Source organism: Enterobacter quasihormaechei (genome assembly GCF_004331385.1).
Classification (GTDB): domain Bacteria; phylum Pseudomonadota; class Gammaproteobacteria; order Enterobacterales; family Enterobacteriaceae; genus Enterobacter; species Enterobacter quasihormaechei.
The window spans coordinates 134,296-151,888 of sequence record NZ_SJON01000007.1 but is presented as its reverse complement, the minus strand read 5'-3'; the positions used below and the strand labels follow the sequence as shown (position 1 = coordinate 151,888).

The following is a 17,593-nucleotide window of genomic DNA, read 5'->3' as shown; positions in this document are numbered from 1 at the left end:
GACCGGTGTGGCGATGCCCACCGGTTTTTTTATGCCTGTCGCCTGGTAATTGTCGGCGGATTGTCAAGGACGTTAAATAGTGAATCTCGCAATATGACAGAATGTAAGGAGATGTTCGGGCGAATATTACGGGCATAAAAAATCCCGCACCAGGCGGGATTTTTCAGAATCTTTCCAGATTAATCCTTGATCAGGAAGTCATCCAGTTGTTTACCTTGTTCGTCCATCGCTTTCTTGATTACAGCAGGAGTACGACCCTGGCCAGTCCAGGTTTTCTCTTCGCCGTTTTCATCGATGTAGCTATATTTAGCTGGACGTGCTGCACGTTTTGCTTTGGTGCCGGTTTTAGCCGCAGCCATGCTGTTCAGCAATTCGTTTGGATCGATACCATCGGCAATCAGCATTTCGCGGTACTGTTGCAGTTTACGTGTACGTTCTTCGATTTCAGCCGCAGCTGCGCTTTCTTCTTCACGACGTTCGTTAACGACAACTTCTAATTTTTCGAGCATTTCTTCAAGCGTCTCAAGGGTACATTCTCTTGCCTGCGCACGAAGAGTACGGATGTTGTTCAGAATTTTAAGTGCTTCGCTCATTGTAGTAATCTCAAACTTATAATGGGGGTGGGTTTGTTGTCCTAATAATAGAGCGTTAATTTCACTTGTGCAATAGGTGGGAATGTAAGGAATTCAAAAAATACAAAATAAACGACGCTATTATTAATTACGCTAACTTAAATTTCATTGTTTGCTCGGTCTGTGAGATATCGTTTCAAACGGCAAAAGCTTGTCATTTGCATGTTTGTTTTGTGACTTTTACCTCAGGAATTATAGTTGCGGTTGATAAATATCAGCCTTTTGTATTACCCCCGCTAAGCGTAGCGAGGGCCGGAATAGTTAATAAATAGTGAATTTTAATGAACGAAGAAGCCACTATAAAAAGAAGTGTTATCTCTGGTTCCAGGCTCGCCTTATTGTCCGTGCTTAATGCCTTTACTACCTGTTTTAACGCATTATTTTGCGCTAACCACAAAGGGTTTATTGGTAAAGAAGAGCCTTGCGCGCGCAGCCCACGGCTGATGACGGTACAAAATATGGTACAATGATTCATCGGGAATATTACACATTGATTAGGGTTCTTTGGCCAATGGCACAACTTTATTTCTACTATTCGGCAATGAATGCAGGGAAATCGACGGCGTTACTGCAATCCTCATACAATTATCAGGAGCGGGGGATGCGTACCGTTGTTTATACCGCCGAAATCGACGATCGCTTCGGGGCGGGGAAGGTAAGCTCTAGAATAGGCCTCTCGTCGCCTGCAAGGCTGTTTAACCCTGAAACGGACCTGCTGGAGGACATTCGTGCTGAGCACGCCTCTAAGCCTGTCCATTGCGTCCTGGTAGACGAAAGCCAGTTCCTGACCCGTGAGCAGGTCCATGCGCTTTCTGAGGTCGTGGATGAGCTGGATATTCCCGTTCTTTGCTATGGTTTACGCACCGATTTTCGTGGTGAGCTATTTGCCGGCAGCCAATATTTACTTGCCTGGTCGGATAAACTGGTGGAGCTAAAAACGATCTGCTTTTGTGGCCGTAAGGCAAGCATGGTTCTTCGCCTTGACCAGTCCGGTAAACCTTATGCTGATGGCGAGCAGGTGGTGATAGGGGGCAATGAACGCTATGTCTCGGTCTGCCGCAAGCATTATAAAGAGGCGCTGGTTGTAGGCTCGCTGACGGCGTTACAGGGCGACAGTCGAAAGTAACAGGAATTTTTTACTCTTTTTAAGATATAAAAAAACCCGCCATCGGCGGGTTTTTTTGTCACACTGTCAATTAAGCGTTTTTCTTCGCTTTCTTGTCAGCCTTTACCACTGCGGGGATGTCAGCTTTCACAGCAGCGATATCGCTTTCAGTGAAGTTACGACCGTAATAAGTATCCAGCAGGATCTGTTTCAGTTCGGAAATCAGTGGGTAGCGTGGGTTAGCACCGGTACACTGGTCATCGAATGCATCTTCAGACAGCTTATCTACGTGAGCGAGGAAGTCAGCTTCCTGAACGCCCGCTTCGCGGATAGATTTAGGAATACCCAGTTCAGCCTTCAGGCTTTCCAGCCATGCCAGCAGTTTCTCGATCTTCGCGGCAGTACGGTCGCCCGGTGCGCTCAGACCCAGGTGGTCTGCGATTTCAGCGTAGCGACGACGAGCCTGTGGGCGGTCGTACTGGCTGAATGCAGTCTGCTTGGTTGGGTTGTCGTTGGCGTTATAGCGGATAACGTTGCTGATCAACAGGGCGTTCGCCAGACCGTGAGGAATGTGGAACTGTGAACCCAGCTTGTGCGCCATGGAGTGACACACGCCCAGGAAGGCGTTAGCAAACGCGATGCCCGCGATGGTTGCAGCACTGTGTACACGTTCACGCGCAACAGGGTTTTTTGAACCTTCGTTGTAAGAGGCTGGCAGGTTTTCTTTCAGCAGTTTCAGCGCCTGCAAGGCCTGACCGTCAGAGAACTCGGAAGCCAGTACGGAAACGTAAGCTTCCAGAGCGTGAGTCACCGCATCCAGACCACCGAACGCACAAAGTGATTTCGGCATATCCATCACCAGGTTGGCGTCAACGATAGCCATATCTGGCGTCAGCGCGTAGTCGGCCAGCGGGTATTTCTGACCCGTTGCGTCATCCGTCACAACCGCAAATGGCGTGACTTCTGAACCGGTACCGGAAGTGGTGGTGACGGCGATCATTTTCGCTTTCACGCCCATTTTCGGGAACTTGTAGATACGTTTACGGATATCCATAAAGCGCAGCGCCAGTTCTTCGAAGTGAGTTTCCGGATGCTCGTACATGACCCACATGATTTTCGCGGCGTCCATTGGGGAACCGCCACCCAGTGCGATGATCACATCGGGTTTGAAGGAGTTCGCCAGTTCAGCACCTTTACGGACAACGCTCAGGGTTGGGTCAGCTTCAACTTCAAAGAAGACTTCAGTTTCGACGCCAGACGCTTTCAGAACAGAGGTGATCTGGTCTGCATAGCCATTGTTGAACAGGAAACGGTCAGTCACGATGAGCGCACGCTTGTGGCCATCAGTAATCACTTCATCCAGCGCGATTGGCAGAGAGCCACGACGGAAGTAGATAGATTTCGGAAGTTTGTGCCACAACATGTTTTCAGCTCGCTTAGCAACGGTTTTCTTGTTGATCAGGTGTTTTGGACCAACGTTTTCAGAGATGGAGTTACCACCCCATGAACCACAACCCAGAGTCAGGGAAGGTGCGAGTTTGAAGTTGTACAGGTCACCGATACCACCCTGAGAAGCCGGGGTGTTAATCAGGATACGTGCCGTTTTCATCTTCTGACCGAAGTGTGCAACACGCTCAGGCTGGTTATCCTGGTCGGTGTAAAGGCAAGAGGTGTGACCGATACCGCCCATGGCAACCAGTTTCTCTGCTTTTTCTACCGCGTCATCGAAATCTTTCGCACGGTACATGGCCAGCGTCGGAGACAGTTTTTCGTGAGCAAACGGCTCGCTTTCATCAACGACGTTAACTTCACCAATCAGGATCTTGGTGGAAGCAGGAACGCTAAAGCCGGCGAGTTCGGCAATTTTATAGGCTGGCTGACCCACGATAGCGGCGTTCAGCGCGCCATTTTTCAGAATCACGTCCTGAACGGCTTTCAGCTCTTTACCCTGCAACAGGTAGCCGCCGTGGCTGGCGAAACGTTCACGAACGGCGTCGTAGACAGAATCAACAACGACAACGGACTGTTCAGATGCACAAATAACGCCGTTATCGAAGGTTTTAGACATCAGCACAGACGCGACGGCGCGTTTAATGTCAGCGGTTTCGTCAATAACAACCGGGGTGTTACCCGCGCCTACGCCGATAGCAGGTTTACCGGAGCTGTAAGCGGCTTTAACCATGCCAGGACCACCGGTCGCCAGGATCAGGTTAATGTCCGGGTGATGCATCAGGGCGTTGGACAGCTCAACAGAAGGTTGGTCGATCCAGCCGATCAGATCTTTTGGTGCGCCCGCCGCAATAGCCGCCTGGAGCACGATATCGGCTGCTTTGTTAGTGGCGTCTTTCGCACGTGGATGCGGGGAGAAAATGATTGCGTTACGTGTCTTCAGGCTGATAAGAGATTTGAAGATGGCGGTAGAGGTTGGGTTAGTGGTTGGAACGATACCGCAAATGATGCCGATCGGTTCTGCTATGGTGATGGTGCCGAAAGTATCGTCTTCTGACAGCACGCCGCAGGTTTTCTCATCTTTATAGGCGTTGTAGATATACTCTGAAGCAAAGTGGTTTTTAATCACTTTATCTTCAACGATACCCATGCCGGATTCGGCAACGGCCATTTTAGCGAGAGGGATTCGAGCATCAGCAGCAGCCAGAGCGGCCGCGCGGAAGATTTTATCAACCTGTTCTTGGGTGAAATTGGCATATTCACGCTGGGCTTTTTTAACGCGCTCGACGAGGGCGTTCAGTTCAGCGATATTGGTAACAGCCATAATGCTCTCCTGATAATGTTTAAACTCTTTTAGTAAACCAGCGCTCGATACGTCTGACAGTATAGTCAGTGCCGATCCCACTTGCGTAACACACAGTAAAACAAAGGATTACGCACTGCTTATGCTCACTAATTTACTAAAAGAGCCTTACCTTAGCATCATACCTTTTTGATAGGTGATCTCCCTGGCGGCGTAACCAAGATTACTCACTTCTGAGTACGAAAATTATGATCAGGATCAATTTTGTCCTAAGCTGATACCTTTCAGCAGGGTTATTTCGTGCTAATTTTTCCAGTGTTAAATAATTAAGTAACTATTGGAAGTGGCGCTATCATTGATTATACAAACGTTTAACATCATGAATTGATAACGTTTTAGAACAGATTTCTGGTGAAGTGTGCGGCTAAAAAGCGTATCTTCAGCGCGGATTTATCATGACACGCTGTTTCTCCCTGGCCATGCTCATTTGCGGAGCTTAATGTGATTCAAACGCTCTTTGATTTCCCTACATATTTTAAGTTTTTTATCGGTTTGTTTGCGCTGGTCAACCCGGTAGGGATCATCCCTGTCTTCATTAGTATGACCAGCTATCAAACGGCCGCCGCAAGAAACAAAACCAACCTGACGGCAAACCTGTCGGTGGCTATCATCTTGCTGACCTCTCTTTATCTGGGGGACGCCATCCTTCAGGTCTTCGGCATCTCGATTGATTCGTTCCGAATAGCGGGTGGGATCCTGGTGGTGACGATTGCCATGTCGATGATCAGCGGCAAGCTGGGGGAGGATAAACAGAACAAGCAGGAGAAATCAGAGACCGCAATCCGCGAAAGCATCGGCGTTGTGCCGCTGGCATTGCCGCTGATGGCAGGCCCGGGGGCAATCAGTTCAACCATCGTCTGGGGAACGCGCTATCACAGCCTGATGCATCTGATCGGCTTTTCTGTCGCCATTGCGCTGTTCGCGCTGTGCTGTTGGGGCGTTTTTCGCATGGCGCCATGGCTGGTTCGCTTGCTGGGACAAACGGGCATCAACGTGATCACCCGTATCATGGGCCTGCTGTTAATGGCATTGGGCATCGAATTTATCGTTACCGGTATAAAAAGCATATTCCCAGGATTATTACATTGACTTTCATTTGAAAGAGCGGAGCCGACGGCTCCGTTTTTTTACGTGATTATCAGCAAATCATATAAATAAAGTTGAATTACGGTCCAGCCATAATAAGTTCTACTAATAACGCTCTCTTGTTGTTTTTCAAGAGGTTGTTTATTTTCAGCTTCCCCCTCTGCGTATAAATCCTTCGAACCCTCTGTTATTTTACTCACATGATACTCTGGGGCTTGCTGACAGATAACCGAAATGATATTAGTAATTTCGAGGCTGACCCAGACGAATGTGCTAAATAATAACCAATTGTTAAATTTTCGTGAAAAATCGTTGAGATTGGTCATGGCATTACGTTTTCAGTGAGTCATTCTTGTAACCCTTTGATTGCAAGTGTTTTTATTTTGTATTGGTGGGGTTTAAGATTTATGGCTTAGGTGAGCCATCCACCGTAAAAGAGAAATGCTTAACAAATTTGCAAAATGTATTGGCGAGAGTTGGCACCATTTGGTACTTTCCGGCCTTATATTTCGCAGCATTAATCAAGTTGATGAGAACTATTTTCATATAGACCTCACGAAAGATATCCAATGCATCTCTCTGACAGGGGAGAGGTGTAAAGAATCGACGCAAGATCGCCGTACGAGCGGTCAGTAATAATGAAGTCGGTGATAGCAAGAAGTAAAAAAAGAACCTGACAGTAGCAAAAAAAACTCCTGCGCTGTACAGGCCCCGACAGGGGATTACACAACTGGCGAAGGCCAGTCATTATAATGAGTGGAGTATCAACACAATGTCCATCATCACAAAAAAAAGTCTGGTAGCGGCGGGGATTTTAACTGCGCTAATCGCGGGCAACGCTGCAATGGCTGCGGACGTTCCTGCCGGTGTTCAGCTGGCTGAGAAGCAAACGCTGGTGCGTAATAACGGTGCGGAAGTGCAGTCTCTCGATCCGCACAAAATTGAAGGTGTTCCAGAGTCTAACGTTAACCGCGATCTGTTTGAAGGTCTGTTGGTGACGGACGTAGACGGCCACCCGGCACCGGGCGTGGCGGAAAAATGGGACAATAAAGATTTTAAAGTCTGGACCTTCCATCTGCGTAAAGATGCCAAATGGTCCGACGGTACGCCGGTTACCGCCGAAGATTTCGTTTACAGCTGGCAGCGTCTGGCGGATCCGAATACCGCCTCCCCGTATGCGAGTTACCTTCAGTACGGTCATATTGCCAATATTGATGACATCATCACGGGCAAAAAGCCTGTTACCGATCTGGGCGTAAAAGCCATTGATGCCAACACCTTTGAAGTAACGTTGAGCGAGCCTGTTCCGTACTTCTATAAGCTGCTGGTTCACCCGTCTGTTTCCCCGGTACCAAAATCCGCTGTAGAAAAATTTGGTGAAAAATGGACGCAGCCTGCGAATATCGTGACCAACGGTGCGTACAAGCTGAAAAGCTGGGTCGTTAACGAACGTATGGTACTGGAGCGCAACCCGCAGTATTGGGATAACGCGAAGACCGTAATCAATCAGGTCACCTACCTGCCAATTGCTTCAGAAGTGACCGACGTCAACCGCTACCGCAGCGGTGAAATCGACATGACCTATAACAACATGCCGATTGAACTGTTCCAGAAGTTGAAAAAAGAGATCCCGAAAGAAGTGCACGTCGATCCTTATCTGTGCACCTACTACTACGAAATTAACAACCAGAAAGCACCGTTCACCGACGTGCGCGTGCGTACCGCGCTGAAGCTGGCTCTGGATCGCGATATTATCGTTAATAAAGTGAAGAATCAGGGCGACCTGCCAGCTTACAGCTACACCCCGCCTTATACCGACGGTATGAAACTGGTTGAGCCTGAGTGGTTCAAATGGTCCCAGGAAAAACGTAACGAAGAAGCGAAAAAACTGCTGGCTGAAGCCGGATACACCGCTGATAAGCCGCTGACGTTTAACCTGCTGTACAACACCTCGGATCTGCATAAAAAACTGGCTATCGCCGTGGCGTCAATCTGGAAGAAAAACCTGGGCGTGAACGTGAAGCTGGAAAACCAGGAATGGAAAACCTTCCTCGATACGCGCCACCAGGGAACGTTTGACGTGGCGCGCGCCGGCTGGTGTGCGGACTATAACGAACCGACCTCCTTCCTGAACACCATGCTCAGCGACAGCTCAAACAACACGGCACACTATAAGAGCCCGGCGTTTGATAAGCTGATTGGCGAGACCCTGAAAGTGGCAGATGACGCCCAGCGCGCCGATCTGTACGCGAAATCAGAACAACAGCTCGATAAAGACTCTGCGATCGTGCCGGTTTACTACTACGTCAACGCCCGCCTGGTGAAACCGTGGGTAGGGGGTTATACCGGTAAAGACCCGTTGGATAATATTTCCGTTAAGAATCTTTATATTATCAAGCATTAATGGCAATACGTGGGGCGAGCGAGCTTGCCCCACTGTGTCTACTTTGTAACATTCATCAGGCACACGCCAGAAGGTACGGGCAATGTTGAAATTTATCCTGCGTCGCTGTCTTGAAGCGATTCCAACGTTATTTATTCTAATTACAATTTCCTTCTTCATGATGCGCCTTGCGCCGGGCAGTCCATTTACCGGTGAACGTACGCTGCCGCCAGAAGTCATGGCCAACATCGAAGCGAAATACCATTTAAACGATCCCATTACCACGCAGTACTTCAATTATCTGAAGCAACTTGCACACGGTGATTTTGGACCGTCATTCAAATATAAAGACTATTCCGTTAACGACCTGGTGGCGTCCAGCTTCCCGGTATCGGCTAAATTAGGGGCTGCTGCATTTATCCTGGCCGTTGTTCTCGGGGTCACTGCGGGCGTTATCGCCGCGCTAAAACAAAATACCCGATGGGATTATACCGTCATGGGGGTCGCAATGACCGGGGTGGTTATTCCCAGCTTCGTTGTCGCGCCGTTGCTGGTCATGATATTCGCCATCACCCTGAAATGGCTGCCCGGTGGCGGCTGGAACGGCGGAGCCCTGAAGTTCATGATACTGCCGATGGTGGCATTATCTCTGGCGTACATTGCCAGCATCGCGCGTATTACCCGCGGTTCAATGATTGAAGTTCTGCACTCGAACTTCATCCGTACCGCCCGTGCGAAAGGGCTGCCGATGCGCCGGATCATTTTCCGTCATGCGCTCAAGCCTGCACTGTTACCGGTGCTCTCCTACATGGGGCCTGCTTTCGTCGGCATTATCACCGGTTCAATGGTAATTGAAACCATTTATGGCCTGCCGGGCATCGGACAGCTGTTTGTTAACGGGGCGCTTAACCGTGACTACTCGCTGGTGCTGAGCCTTACGATCCTCGTGGGCGCGCTGACCATTCTGTTTAATGCCGTTGTCGATGTGCTGTATGCCGTTATCGACCCGAAAATCCGTTACTAACTGGAGCACGCCATGATGTTGAGTAAGAAAAACAGCGAGGCGCTGGAAAACTTCAGTGAAAAGCTGGAGGTTGAAGGTCGTAGCCTTTGGCAGGACGCCCGCCGTCGTTTTATGCATAACCGCGCCGCCGTTGCCAGCCTGGTCGTGCTGGTGCTTATCGCGCTGTTCGTCACCCTGGCGCCAATGCTGTCGCAGTTCACCTATTTCGATACGGACTGGGGCATGATGTCCAGCGCGCCGGATATGGAATCCGGGCACTATTTTGGTACCGATTCATCTGGCCGTGACCTGCTGGTGCGCGTGGCGATCGGTGGCCGCATTTCCCTGATGGTCGGCATCGCGGCGGCGCTGGTGGCGGTAATCGTCGGCACGCTTTACGGTTCGCTTTCCGGTTACCTTGGCGGGAAAGTGGACTCCGTAATGATGCGTCTGCTTGAAATCCTGAACTCCTTCCCGTTCATGTTCTTCGTTATTCTGCTGGTGACCTTCTTTGGTCAAAATATCCTGCTGATCTTCGTGGCCATCGGGATGGTCTCCTGGCTGGACATGGCGCGTATTGTCCGCGGCCAGACGCTGAGCCTTAAACGTAAAGAGTTTATCGAAGCGGCACAGGTTGGTGGGGTTTCTACCGCCAATATCGTGGTGCGTCATATCGTTCCTAACGTGCTGGGCGTGGTCGTGGTGTACGCCTCCCTGCTGGTGCCAAGTATGATCCTGTTTGAATCCTTCCTGAGCTTCCTGGGATTAGGTACGCAAGAGCCGCTGAGCAGCTGGGGCGCGCTGTTAAGCGATGGCGCAAACTCCATGGAAGTATCACCGTGGCTACTGCTGTATCCGGCGGGCTTCCTGGTGGTTACTCTGTTCTGTTTCAACTTTATCGGCGATGGCCTGCGTGATGCCCTCGACCCGAAAGACCGTTAAGGAGCGCCGTCATGACCATTATTGAAACGGCAACCGCGCCACAGGCGCAACAGCGGTCCAGCGCACTGCTGGACGTAAAAGACCTCCGTGTAACGTTTAAAACCCCCGACGGTGATGTGACTGCCGTTAACGATCTCAACTTCGACCTGCGTGCCGGTGAAACGCTGGGCATTGTGGGCGAATCCGGGTCCGGTAAATCCCAGACCGCATTTGCGCTGATGGGCCTGCTGGCGTCAAACGGTGCGATCGGCGGTTCGGCGAAATTCAACGGGAAAGAGATCCTGAATTTGCCGGAGCATGAGCTGAACAAGCTGCGCGCCGAGCAAATTTCAATGATTTTCCAGGATCCGATGACCTCCCTGAACCCCTATATGCGTGTGGGCGAGCAGCTGATGGAAGTGCTGATGCTCCACAAGGGCCTGGGCAAAGCCGAAGCGTTTGAAGAGTCTGTCAAAATGCTGGATGCGGTGAAGATGCCTGAAGCACGCAAGCGCATGCACATGTACCCGCACGAATTCTCCGGCGGCATGCGTCAGCGCGTCATGATCGCGATGGCGTTGCTTTGTCGGCCAAAACTGCTGATCGCGGATGAACCGACCACCGCCCTGGACGTGACCGTTCAGGCGCAGATCATGACGCTGCTGAACGAGCTTAAGCGTGAGTTCAACACCGCGATAATCATGATCACCCACGATTTGGGCGTTGTTGCCGGGATCTGCGACAAAGTATTAGTCATGTATGCAGGCCGCACGATGGAATACGGTAATGCACGCGATGTCTTCTACCAGCCCGCTCATCCGTACTCTATTGGCCTGCTGAATGCCGTACCGCGCCTTGATGCGGAAGGGGAGTCCCTGCTGACCATCCCGGGCAACCCGCCAAACCTGCTGCGTCTACCGAAAGGTTGTCCGTTCCAGCCGCGTTGTCCGCACGCGATGGAAATTTGTAACAGCGCACCGCCGCTGGAAGCGTTTGCCCCAGGCCGTCTGCGCGCCTGCTTTAAGCCGCAGGAGGAGCTGGTATGAACGCAATCGACGAAAAAAGAAATGTGCTGCTCGAAATCGCTGACCTGAAGGTCCATTTCGATATCAAAGACGGCAAACAGTGGTTCTGGCAGCCTGCCAAAACCCTGAAGGCAGTGGATGGCGTTACGCTGCGCCTGTACGAAGGGGAAACTCTGGGCGTGGTGGGCGAATCCGGCTGCGGCAAATCGACGTTTGCACGTGCGATCATCGGCCTGGTGAAAGCCACCGACGGCAAAGTGGCCTGGCTGGGCAAAGATCTGCTGGGGATGAAGCCGGATGAGTGGCGCGACGTGCGCAGCGATATCCAGATGATTTTCCAGGATCCTCTGGCGTCCCTGAACCCGCGTATGACCATCGGTGAAATCATTGCCGAGCCGCTGCGTACCTATCATCCTAAGATGCCGCGTCAGGAAGTGCGCGACCGCGTGAAAGCGATGATGCTCAAGGTGGGTCTGTTGCCTAACCTCATCAACCGCTATCCACACGAGTTTTCCGGCGGTCAGTGTCAGCGTATCGGCATCGCACGTGCGTTGATCCTTGAGCCGAAACTGATTATCTGTGATGAGCCGGTTTCGGCGCTGGACGTTTCCATTCAGGCTCAGGTTGTTAATCTGCTCCAGAAACTGCAACGGGAAATGGGGCTATCGCTGATCTTCATCGCCCACGATCTGGCGGTGGTAAAACATATTTCAGACCGTGTGCTGGTAATGTATCTGGGGCACGCCGTGGAGCTGGGCACCTATGATGAGGTGTACCACAATCCGCTGCACCCTTACACCAAAGCGCTGATGTCTGCGGTTCCCGTTCCGGATCCCGATCTGGAAAAGAATAAAACCATCCAGCTTCTGGAAGGTGAACTGCCTTCGCCAATCAATCCGCCTTCAGGCTGCGTATTCCGTACGCGGTGCCCCATCGCCGGGCCGGAATGTGCAAAAACGCGTCCGGTTCTGGAAGGCAGTTTCCGACATGCGGTTTCCTGCCTGAAAGTAGACCCGTTATAATCGCAAGGGCTGACATGATGTCAGCCCTTATTTTCGAGGTTAATGTGTCGCGATTACTCACGTCGGCCCGTCAGCGGCTGTATCATTTCTTATTTGATCCTCAAACGGTTTCCGGTCGCCGCTTCGAAGGACTGTGCGGTTTATTTGCGCTGATTAGCGTCATTATTATCTTTATCGAATCCGGCGCCGGCACGCAGTACCACATGACGTATGAGGAGTGGCACGTATTTGTCTGGCTGGAATTAATCGTCACGCTGGTGTTTACCGCAGAATATGTGCTCAGGGTCATTAGCTGGCCAAATCCGGCAAAATATGTTTTTAGCTTTTGGGGTTTTATTGATTTAGCCACCATTCTGCCGCTGTACGTTATGTGGCTGTGGCCGGAAATAAGCCTGAACTATGTGTTTGCCTGGCGCGCAATGCGGGCGATTCGCGTGTTGCGCATTCTGAAGCTGCTGCGCTTTATGCCGTCGCTGCGGGTGTTTTGTGTCGCGATTGTTAGCGCCCGCCACCAGCTTATTCTCTTCTATTCGTTTATTGCCATCGTGATGATCGTGTTTGGCTCTCTGATGTATTTAATTGAAGGGCCGAAGTACGGGTTTACCACGCTTAATGCTTCCGTTTACTGGGCCATCGTCACGGTGACGACCGTGGGCTACGGGGATATTACGCCGCATACGCCGCTCGGAAGAATCGTGGCATCCGTTCTGATCCTGATCGGCTATTCGGTTATAGCGATCCCGACGGGGCTAATTACCACCCACATGAGCAGCGCGTTTCAGGGCAGCAAACGGCAGCGTAAATGCACGCGGTGTCAGCAGGGGAATCATGAACCCGGCGCGCGGTTTTGTCACCGCTGTGGAAATGCCTTACCGGATTAATTAAAAAAGGCTGCGATGGCAGCCTTTTTTATTATTCGCGCCAGAGAATATGGCACAGCTTGTGGTCTTTTTCGCGGCACAGCAGCACGCGCGCAAAGATGTCGTTAATTTCGCCGCCGTCTTCGTCCGCCAGCCCAATCACCACTTCGGCGAAGAAATCCGGGTTGAGGTCAAAATCGACGTGTTCGGCCCAGTCTTCAGACGGATCGAACAGCTCGGCGCCGCCACGCTCTTCAAATTGCAGGTTGAAAAGAATCACGTCAGCCGGGTCGAGATTATCGACCGCCAGTTCGAGAAAAATATCGTAGGCCTGCTCGAGCGTTTCGTCTTCGGTCAGGCGATTGTTCAGATCCATTTCCATGATGACTACCTGTTAAACATCGTTGGGCACGTTTTACAGCAACGGACTAAAGAAGTAAAACAGTCGTTCGGCAATTCGCTGCCACAGCGGACGTTTCGCCCACAGCCTGGCGTCCAGCAGGCGTGAACGGGAAATATAATCGTCCTGAACCGCCGCCAGATCGCCGCCAAACCCGGCGTCATCAATGACCAGCGTAATTTCAAAATTCAGCCACAGGCTCCGCATATCGAGGTTGACGGTGCCCACCAGGCTGAGCTCTCCGTCCACCAGCACGCTCTTGGTGTGCAGCAGCCCACCTTCAAACTGATAGATTTTCACGCCCGCGGCCAGCAGCTCGCTGAAAAACGCACGGCTTGCCCACCCGACCAGCAGCGAATCGTTCTTGCGCGGCATAATAATGCTCACATCCACTCCGCGCTGCGCCGCCGTACAGATGGCATGCAGAAGGTCGTCGCTGGGAACGAAATAGGGCGTGGTCATGATCAGATATTCACGCGCTGAGTACGCGGCGGTAAGCAGTGCCTGATGGATCAGATCTTCCGGGAAGCCAGGACCGGAGGCAATGGTATGAATAGTGTGCCCGCTGGCTTCCTCAAACGGCATGATATTGCCGTCCGGCGGCGGGGGAAGAATGCGTTTGCCGGTTTCGATTTCCCAGTCGCAGGAGTAGACGATGCCCATAGACGTTGCCACCGGGCCTTCCATGCGAGCCATCAAATCAATCCATTGCCCCACGCCGGAATCCTGTTTGAAGAAGCGGGGGTCAACCATATTCATGCTGCCAGTGTAGGCGATATAGTTATCGATCAGAACCATTTTTCGGTGCTGGCGGAGATCCATGCGCCGCAGAAATACGCGGAAAAGATTCACCTTCAGCGCCTCGACCACCTCGATACCGGCATTGCGCATCATGCCGGCCCACGGACTGCGGAAAAAGGCCACGCTGCCGGCGGAGTCCAGCATCAGGCGGCAGTGGATACCGCGACGTGCAGCCGCCATCAGCGATTCGGCTACCTGGTCCGCCATGCCGCCCGGCTGCCAGATGTAAAACACAATCTCGATATTATGTCGGGCAAGTTGAATGTCCCTGATCAGCGCCTGCATCACATCATCGGAAGAGGTCATCAACTGGAGCTGGTTGCCTTTTACACCGGCGATCCCCTGGCGGCGTTCGCACAGCTTGAACAGGGACGACGCCACGCTGCTGTTCTCTTCGGCAAAGATATGCTTGCAGGCTTTGAGATCGGCAAGCCATTTCGCCGTGGAGGGCCACATGGCGCGGGCGCGTTCGGCCCGGCGTTTACCCAGATGAAGTTCACCAAAAGAGAGATAGGCGATTATGCCCACCAGCGGGAGAATGTAGATAATCAGAAGCCAGGCCATGGCGGAAGGGACCGCTCTGCGCTTCATCAGAATGCGCAACGTCACCCCGGCAATTAACAGCCAGTATCCTAAAATGACCAGCCAACTCACCACGGTGTAGAAGGTTGTCATAAATAAAAAATCCTTTTGAAAGCGTATTGTTATGAGTTTACGCATCAGGATTCATCTGGCAAATAAAAACGGCAGATAAAAGCGCTGGTTTGCCGCCCGCTTAGGCTTATAATGGCATCTCTGTTAGAGAAAGAGTTGTAGACATGAAGCGCAGTAGAACTGAAGTCGGGCGCTGGCGCATGTTGCGACAGGTGAGTCGTCGTAAGGCTCGTTGGCTGGAAGCACAATCCCGCCGCAATATGCGTATCCACGCCATCAGAAAATGTGGGCTGAACAGACACCGTAATGCGCTGTTGTTCGCGGTCCAGGACATCTGATAACCCTGAGGGCACCGAAAGGTGCCCGTTGTTTAACTGACGCGGTTTGCGGCTTTAACGGTATACAGTTTCAGATTTCGGGAATATCGACGTTGCGGCGATATTCCCTTTGTTTTGAGCAAAAGGAGTGAGACGTGTTTGCGGAGTTTGGTGTACTGAATTTCTGGACCTATGTTGTCGGCGCGTTTTTTATCGTGCTGGTTCCAGGACCGAACACCTTGTTTGTGCTAAAAACAGGGATTGGCCACGGCGTGAAAAAAGGGTATCTGGCCGCCACCGGTGTATTTATTGGTGACGCGGTGCTGATGTTTCTGGCCTGGGCGGGCGTCGCCGCGCTAATCCAGACCACGCCGGTGTTATTCAATATCGTCCGCTACCTCGGGGCGTTTTACCTGCTGTGGCTGGGTGGGAAAATGCTCTGGTCCGTTATTAACCGTCAGAATAATACACATGATAACAGCGCCGAACCGGCAAGCGCGATCCTCAAGCGTTCGCTGGTATTGAGCCTGACGAACCCGAAAGCGATTCTCTTTTACGTGTCGTTCTTCGTCCAGTTCATCGATGTAAACGCGAAGAATACCGGCACGTCGTTCCTGATCCTCGCCACAACGCTTGAGCTGATTAGCTTCATGTACATGAGCTTCCTGATTTTCTCAGGCGCGTTTGTGACGCGTTACCTGAAAACCAAAAAGAAACTGGCGAAGCTGGGGAATGGGCTGATCGGTCTGCTGTTTGTCGGCTTTGCGGCGAGGCTGGCGTCGCTGCACTGAATGAAGAAAAGGCTCCTGAGGGAGCCTTTCTTTTAGAACACTTTTTTATACGGACGAACCGTGACTTTCTCGTACACGCCGGCTGCGACGTACGGGTCTGCTTCTGCCCACGCCTGCGCGGCTTCCAGAGATTCAAATTCGGCAATCACCGTGGAGCCGGTAAAACCTGCCGCTCCCGGATCGTTGCTGTCAACGGCAGGCATCGGGCCCGCGGTCAGCAAACGGCCTTCATCCTGTAGCAATTGTAAGCGCGCCAGATGGGCAGGGCGAACGGAAAGACGTTTTTCCAGAGAATCATGTACATCTTCAGCGTAAATCACGTAAAGCACGGCAAAGCTCCTTAACCGGTGAAAGTGACAATTACGTTATGTGAAAGCACAAATGACTGCAATGTAAAGATAATCACATTGTTAAAACCCTGATCTGGATGCCCCTTTTTTGCCCGCTTACGCGCTTAAATTGCGCCAGGACAAAGTGTCTTATTGAATATGATTGCTATTTGCATTTAAAATCGAAGTTCGGTTTTTTAACGTTGATGATTATGACTTCGATGACCCTTGATTTACCTCGCCGCTTTCCATGGCCGACGCTGCTTTCCGTCGTTATTCACGGTGCTGTCGTGGCGGGTCTGCTCTATACCTCGGTTCATCAGGTTATTGAAATGCCGGCGCCAGCGCAGCCAATTTCTGTGACCATGGTATCGCCTGCGGATCTTGAGCCGCCGCAGGTTGCGCCGCCGCCGCCACAGCCCGTTGTTGAACCGGAGCCCGAACCCGAGCCAGTTCCTGAGCCGCCGAAAGAAGCGCCGGTGGTGATCCATAAGCCAGAGCCAAAACCTAAACCTAAACCGAAGCCAAAACCCAAGCCGGTTAAAAAGGTGGAAGAGCGTCCTAAACGTGAAGTGCGTCCGGTAGAGCCACGCGCCACGCAACCGGTTGAAAATGCCGCGCCGTCGCGTCCGCTGATGAATAACACCGCGACCGCGACGAAACCGACGGTAACCGCGCCAGCGGGCCCGCGCGCGCTGAGCCGTAATCAGCCGCAGTACCCGGCGCGCGCGCAGGCGTTACGCATTGAGGGGCGCGTAAGGGTGAAATTTGACGTCACCGCCGACGGTCGCGTTGATAACGTGCAAATCCTCTCCGCCCAGCCGGCGAATATGTTTGAACGTGAAGTGAAATCGGCCATGCGCAGGTGGCGCTACGAGGCCGGTAAACCCGGCAGCGGGCTGGTTGTGAACATTGTCTTCCGCCTGAACGGCGGGGCGCAGATGGAATAACGGCCAAAAAGAAGCCTCCGCAAGGAGGCTTTTTTTATACCTGAAGCTAACTCCGGGGAAGCTGGCGCGGTTTCCCGTCGCTATCCACCGCCACATAGATGAATAATGCCTCCGTCGCCTTATAGCGCTGACCAATCGGTTCAGAAGAGACTTTTTTTACCCATACCTCAATGTTGATGGAGATAGAGGTATTGCCGCGTTTTACGCAGCGCGCGTAACAGCAAACCACATCTCCAACCGCAACCGGACGCAGGAAGGTCATGCCATCAACCCGGACGGTGACTACGCGCCCGTGGGCAATCTCTTTAGCCAGAATTGCGCCGCCCATATCCATTTGCGACATTAGCCAGCCGCCAAAAATATCGCCATTGGCATTGGTGTCAGCGGGCATTGCCAGTGTGCGTAAAACCAGTTCGCCCTGAGGGGCGTCAATTGTTGTCATTGTTTTTAAACTCGTAACTGAAGACTTCAGGCGGGATGCTACTATGATTTCTGGCTGGAG

General features: G+C 51.9%; 19 protein-coding genes. 12 read left to right on the top strand and 7 right to left on the bottom strand.

Going from position 1 to position 17,593, the window contains the following annotated elements:
• Positions 1 to 179: 179 nt before the first annotated feature.
• Positions 180 to 593: a histone-like nucleoid-structuring protein H-NS gene (gene hns / locus E0L16_RS11735; RefSeq protein ID WP_003856724.1), complete on the bottom strand. Its 414-nt coding sequence runs from the start codon at positions 591 to 593 to the stop codon at positions 180 to 182.
• Between the two features lie 320 nt (positions 594 to 913).
• Here hns and E0L16_RS22050 point away from each other — a divergent pair, with 320 nt between their 5' ends.
• Complete coding sequence (locus E0L16_RS22050) at positions 914 to 1,102, top strand: hypothetical protein (RefSeq protein WP_165498412.1); 189 nt, start codon at positions 914 to 916, stop codon at positions 1,100 to 1,102.
• Between the two features lie 41 nt (positions 1,103 to 1,143).
• Positions 1,144 to 1,758: a thymidine kinase gene (gene tdk, locus E0L16_RS11730; RefSeq protein ID WP_063452325.1), complete on the top strand. Its 615-nt coding sequence runs from the start codon at positions 1,144 to 1,146 to the stop codon at positions 1,756 to 1,758.
• A 70-nt stretch (positions 1,759 to 1,828) separates the two neighbouring features.
• Here tdk and adhE read toward each other — a convergent pair whose 3' ends face one another.
• Entirely contained in the window at positions 1,829 to 4,510 is a 2,682-nt protein-coding gene (gene adhE / locus E0L16_RS11725; protein WP_131636983.1) for a bifunctional acetaldehyde-CoA/alcohol dehydrogenase, read from the bottom strand.
• A 480-nt stretch (positions 4,511 to 4,990) separates the two neighbouring features.
• On the opposite strand from adhE, the gene E0L16_RS11720 reads away from it, so the two are divergent.
• Positions 4,991 to 5,638 (top strand): YchE family NAAT transporter, encoded by a 648-nt coding sequence (locus E0L16_RS11720; protein WP_063452247.1) that lies wholly within the window; start codon positions 4,991 to 4,993, stop codon positions 5,636 to 5,638.
• Between the two features lie 38 nt (positions 5,639 to 5,676).
• Here the strand turns inward: E0L16_RS11720 and E0L16_RS11715 are convergent, their stop codons facing one another.
• The gene (locus E0L16_RS11715; protein ID WP_131636982.1) at positions 5,677 to 5,961 is read right to left on the bottom strand and encodes a hypothetical protein; all 285 of its coding nucleotides are present in this window, start codon (positions 5,959 to 5,961) and stop codon (positions 5,677 to 5,679) included.
• 446 nt (positions 5,962 to 6,407) lie between these two features.
• Between E0L16_RS11715 and oppA the strand changes: the two genes are divergently transcribed.
• The 6 genes from oppA to E0L16_RS11685 all read left to right on the top strand — a co-directional run bounded on the left by oppA (position 6,408) and on the right by E0L16_RS11685 (position 12,870).
• A complete protein-coding gene (gene oppA / locus E0L16_RS11710; protein ID WP_131636981.1) occupies positions 6,408 to 8,039 on the top strand; it encodes an oligopeptide ABC transporter substrate-binding protein OppA in 1,632 nt (543 codons plus the stop codon).
• 82 nt (positions 8,040 to 8,121) lie between these two features.
• The gene (oppB, locus tag E0L16_RS11705; protein ID WP_063452249.1) at positions 8,122 to 9,042 is read left to right on the top strand and encodes an oligopeptide ABC transporter permease OppB; all 921 of its coding nucleotides are present in this window, start codon (positions 8,122 to 8,124) and stop codon (positions 9,040 to 9,042) included.
• Positions 9,043 to 9,054: 12 nt separating this feature from the next.
• A complete protein-coding gene (oppC, locus tag E0L16_RS11700) occupies positions 9,055 to 9,963 on the top strand; it encodes an oligopeptide ABC transporter permease OppC (protein WP_003856740.1) in 909 nt (302 codons plus the stop codon).
• 11 nt (positions 9,964 to 9,974) lie between these two features.
• A complete protein-coding gene (oppD, locus tag E0L16_RS11695) occupies positions 9,975 to 10,988 on the top strand; it encodes an ABC transporter ATP-binding protein (protein ID WP_131636980.1) in 1,014 nt (337 codons plus the stop codon).
• On the top strand, positions 10,985 to 11,989 hold the full coding sequence (gene oppF / locus E0L16_RS11690; RefSeq protein ID WP_003856743.1) for a murein tripeptide/oligopeptide ABC transporter ATP-binding protein OppF: 1,005 nt from the start codon (positions 10,985 to 10,987) through the stop codon (positions 11,987 to 11,989). The genes oppD and oppF overlap by 4 nt, the downstream gene beginning before the upstream one ends.
• A gap of 14 nt (positions 11,990 to 12,003) precedes the next feature.
• A complete protein-coding gene (locus E0L16_RS11685; RefSeq protein WP_207388504.1) occupies positions 12,004 to 12,870 on the top strand; it encodes an ion transporter in 867 nt (288 codons plus the stop codon).
• Positions 12,871 to 12,901: 31 nt separating this feature from the next.
• Here E0L16_RS11685 and E0L16_RS11680 read toward each other — a convergent pair whose 3' ends face one another.
• Both E0L16_RS11680 and cls read right to left on the bottom strand, forming a co-directional pair.
• Positions 12,902 to 13,231 carry an HI1450 family dsDNA-mimic protein gene (locus E0L16_RS11680; RefSeq protein ID WP_006810881.1) on the bottom strand — a complete coding sequence of 110 codons (330 nt, stop codon included), beginning with the start codon at positions 13,229 to 13,231 and terminating at the stop codon, positions 12,902 to 12,904.
• A gap of 33 nt (positions 13,232 to 13,264) precedes the next feature.
• Entirely contained in the window at positions 13,265 to 14,725 is a 1,461-nt protein-coding gene (cls, locus tag E0L16_RS11675) for a cardiolipin synthase (protein ID WP_063452252.1), read from the bottom strand.
• A 143-nt stretch (positions 14,726 to 14,868) separates the two neighbouring features.
• On the opposite strand from cls, the gene E0L16_RS11670 reads away from it, so the two are divergent.
• Together E0L16_RS11670 and leuE are read left to right on the top strand one after the other, a co-directional pair.
• Entirely contained in the window at positions 14,869 to 15,042 is a 174-nt protein-coding gene (locus E0L16_RS11670; protein WP_017384232.1) for a YciY family protein, read from the top strand.
• A gap of 134 nt (positions 15,043 to 15,176) precedes the next feature.
• Positions 15,177 to 15,812: a leucine efflux protein LeuE gene (leuE, locus tag E0L16_RS11665; protein ID WP_063866543.1), complete on the top strand. Its 636-nt coding sequence runs from the start codon at positions 15,177 to 15,179 to the stop codon at positions 15,810 to 15,812.
• Positions 15,813 to 15,844: 32 nt separating this feature from the next.
• Here the strand turns inward: leuE and E0L16_RS11660 are convergent, their stop codons facing one another.
• Positions 15,845 to 16,141 (bottom strand): YciI family protein, encoded by a 297-nt coding sequence (locus tag E0L16_RS11660; protein ID WP_063452254.1) that lies wholly within the window; start codon positions 16,139 to 16,141, stop codon positions 15,845 to 15,847.
• A 221-nt stretch (positions 16,142 to 16,362) separates the two neighbouring features.
• Between E0L16_RS11660 and tonB the strand changes: the two genes are divergently transcribed.
• Positions 16,363 to 17,091 carry a TonB system transport protein TonB gene (gene tonB / locus E0L16_RS11655; RefSeq protein WP_074177750.1) on the top strand — a complete coding sequence of 243 codons (729 nt, stop codon included), beginning with the start codon at positions 16,363 to 16,365 and terminating at the stop codon, positions 17,089 to 17,091.
• 46 nt (positions 17,092 to 17,137) lie between these two features.
• Here the strand turns inward: tonB and yciA are convergent, their stop codons facing one another.
• The gene (gene yciA, locus E0L16_RS11650; protein ID WP_063866544.1) at positions 17,138 to 17,533 is read right to left on the bottom strand and encodes an acyl-CoA thioester hydrolase YciA; all 396 of its coding nucleotides are present in this window, start codon (positions 17,531 to 17,533) and stop codon (positions 17,138 to 17,140) included.
• Positions 17,534 to 17,593: the final 60 nt, after the last annotated feature.

Excerpts from the sequence above, each read along its gene's own strand:
- hns (WP_003856724.1), bottom strand. The coding sequence starts at position 593 with ATGAGCGAAGCACTTAAAATTCTGAACAACATCCGTACTCTTCGTGCG.
- E0L16_RS22050 (WP_165498412.1), top strand. The coding sequence starts at position 914 with ATGAACGAAGAAGCCACTATAAAAAGAAGTGTTATCTCTGGTTCCAGG.
- tdk (WP_063452325.1), top strand. The coding sequence starts at position 1,144 with ATGGCACAACTTTATTTCTACTATTCGGCAATGAATGCAGGGAAATCG.
- adhE (WP_131636983.1), bottom strand. The coding sequence starts at position 4,510 with ATGGCTGTTACCAATATCGCTGAACTGAACGCCCTCGTCGAGCGCGTT.
- E0L16_RS11715 (WP_131636982.1), bottom strand. The coding sequence starts at position 5,961 with ATGACCAATCTCAACGATTTTTCACGAAAATTTAACAATTGGTTATTA.
- oppA (WP_131636981.1), top strand. The coding sequence starts at position 6,408 with ATGTCCATCATCACAAAAAAAAGTCTGGTAGCGGCGGGGATTTTAACT.
- oppB (WP_063452249.1), top strand. The coding sequence starts at position 8,122 with ATGTTGAAATTTATCCTGCGTCGCTGTCTTGAAGCGATTCCAACGTTA.
- oppC (WP_003856740.1), top strand. The coding sequence starts at position 9,055 with ATGATGTTGAGTAAGAAAAACAGCGAGGCGCTGGAAAACTTCAGTGAA.
- oppD (WP_131636980.1), top strand. The coding sequence starts at position 9,975 with ATGACCATTATTGAAACGGCAACCGCGCCACAGGCGCAACAGCGGTCC.
- oppF (WP_003856743.1), top strand. The coding sequence starts at position 10,985 with ATGAACGCAATCGACGAAAAAAGAAATGTGCTGCTCGAAATCGCTGAC.
- E0L16_RS11685 (WP_207388504.1), top strand. The coding sequence starts at position 12,004 with ATGATGTCAGCCCTTATTTTCGAGGTTAATGTGTCGCGATTACTCACG.
- E0L16_RS11680 (WP_006810881.1), bottom strand. The coding sequence starts at position 13,231 with ATGGAAATGGATCTGAACAATCGCCTGACCGAAGACGAAACGCTCGAG.
- cls (WP_063452252.1), bottom strand. The coding sequence starts at position 14,725 with ATGACAACCTTCTACACCGTGGTGAGTTGGCTGGTCATTTTAGGATAC.
- E0L16_RS11670 (WP_017384232.1), top strand. The coding sequence starts at position 14,869 with ATGAAGCGCAGTAGAACTGAAGTCGGGCGCTGGCGCATGTTGCGACAG.
- tonB (WP_074177750.1), top strand. The coding sequence starts at position 16,363 with ATGACCCTTGATTTACCTCGCCGCTTTCCATGGCCGACGCTGCTTTCC.
- yciA (WP_063866544.1), bottom strand. The coding sequence starts at position 17,533 with ATGACAACAATTGACGCCCCTCAGGGCGAACTGGTTTTACGCACACTG.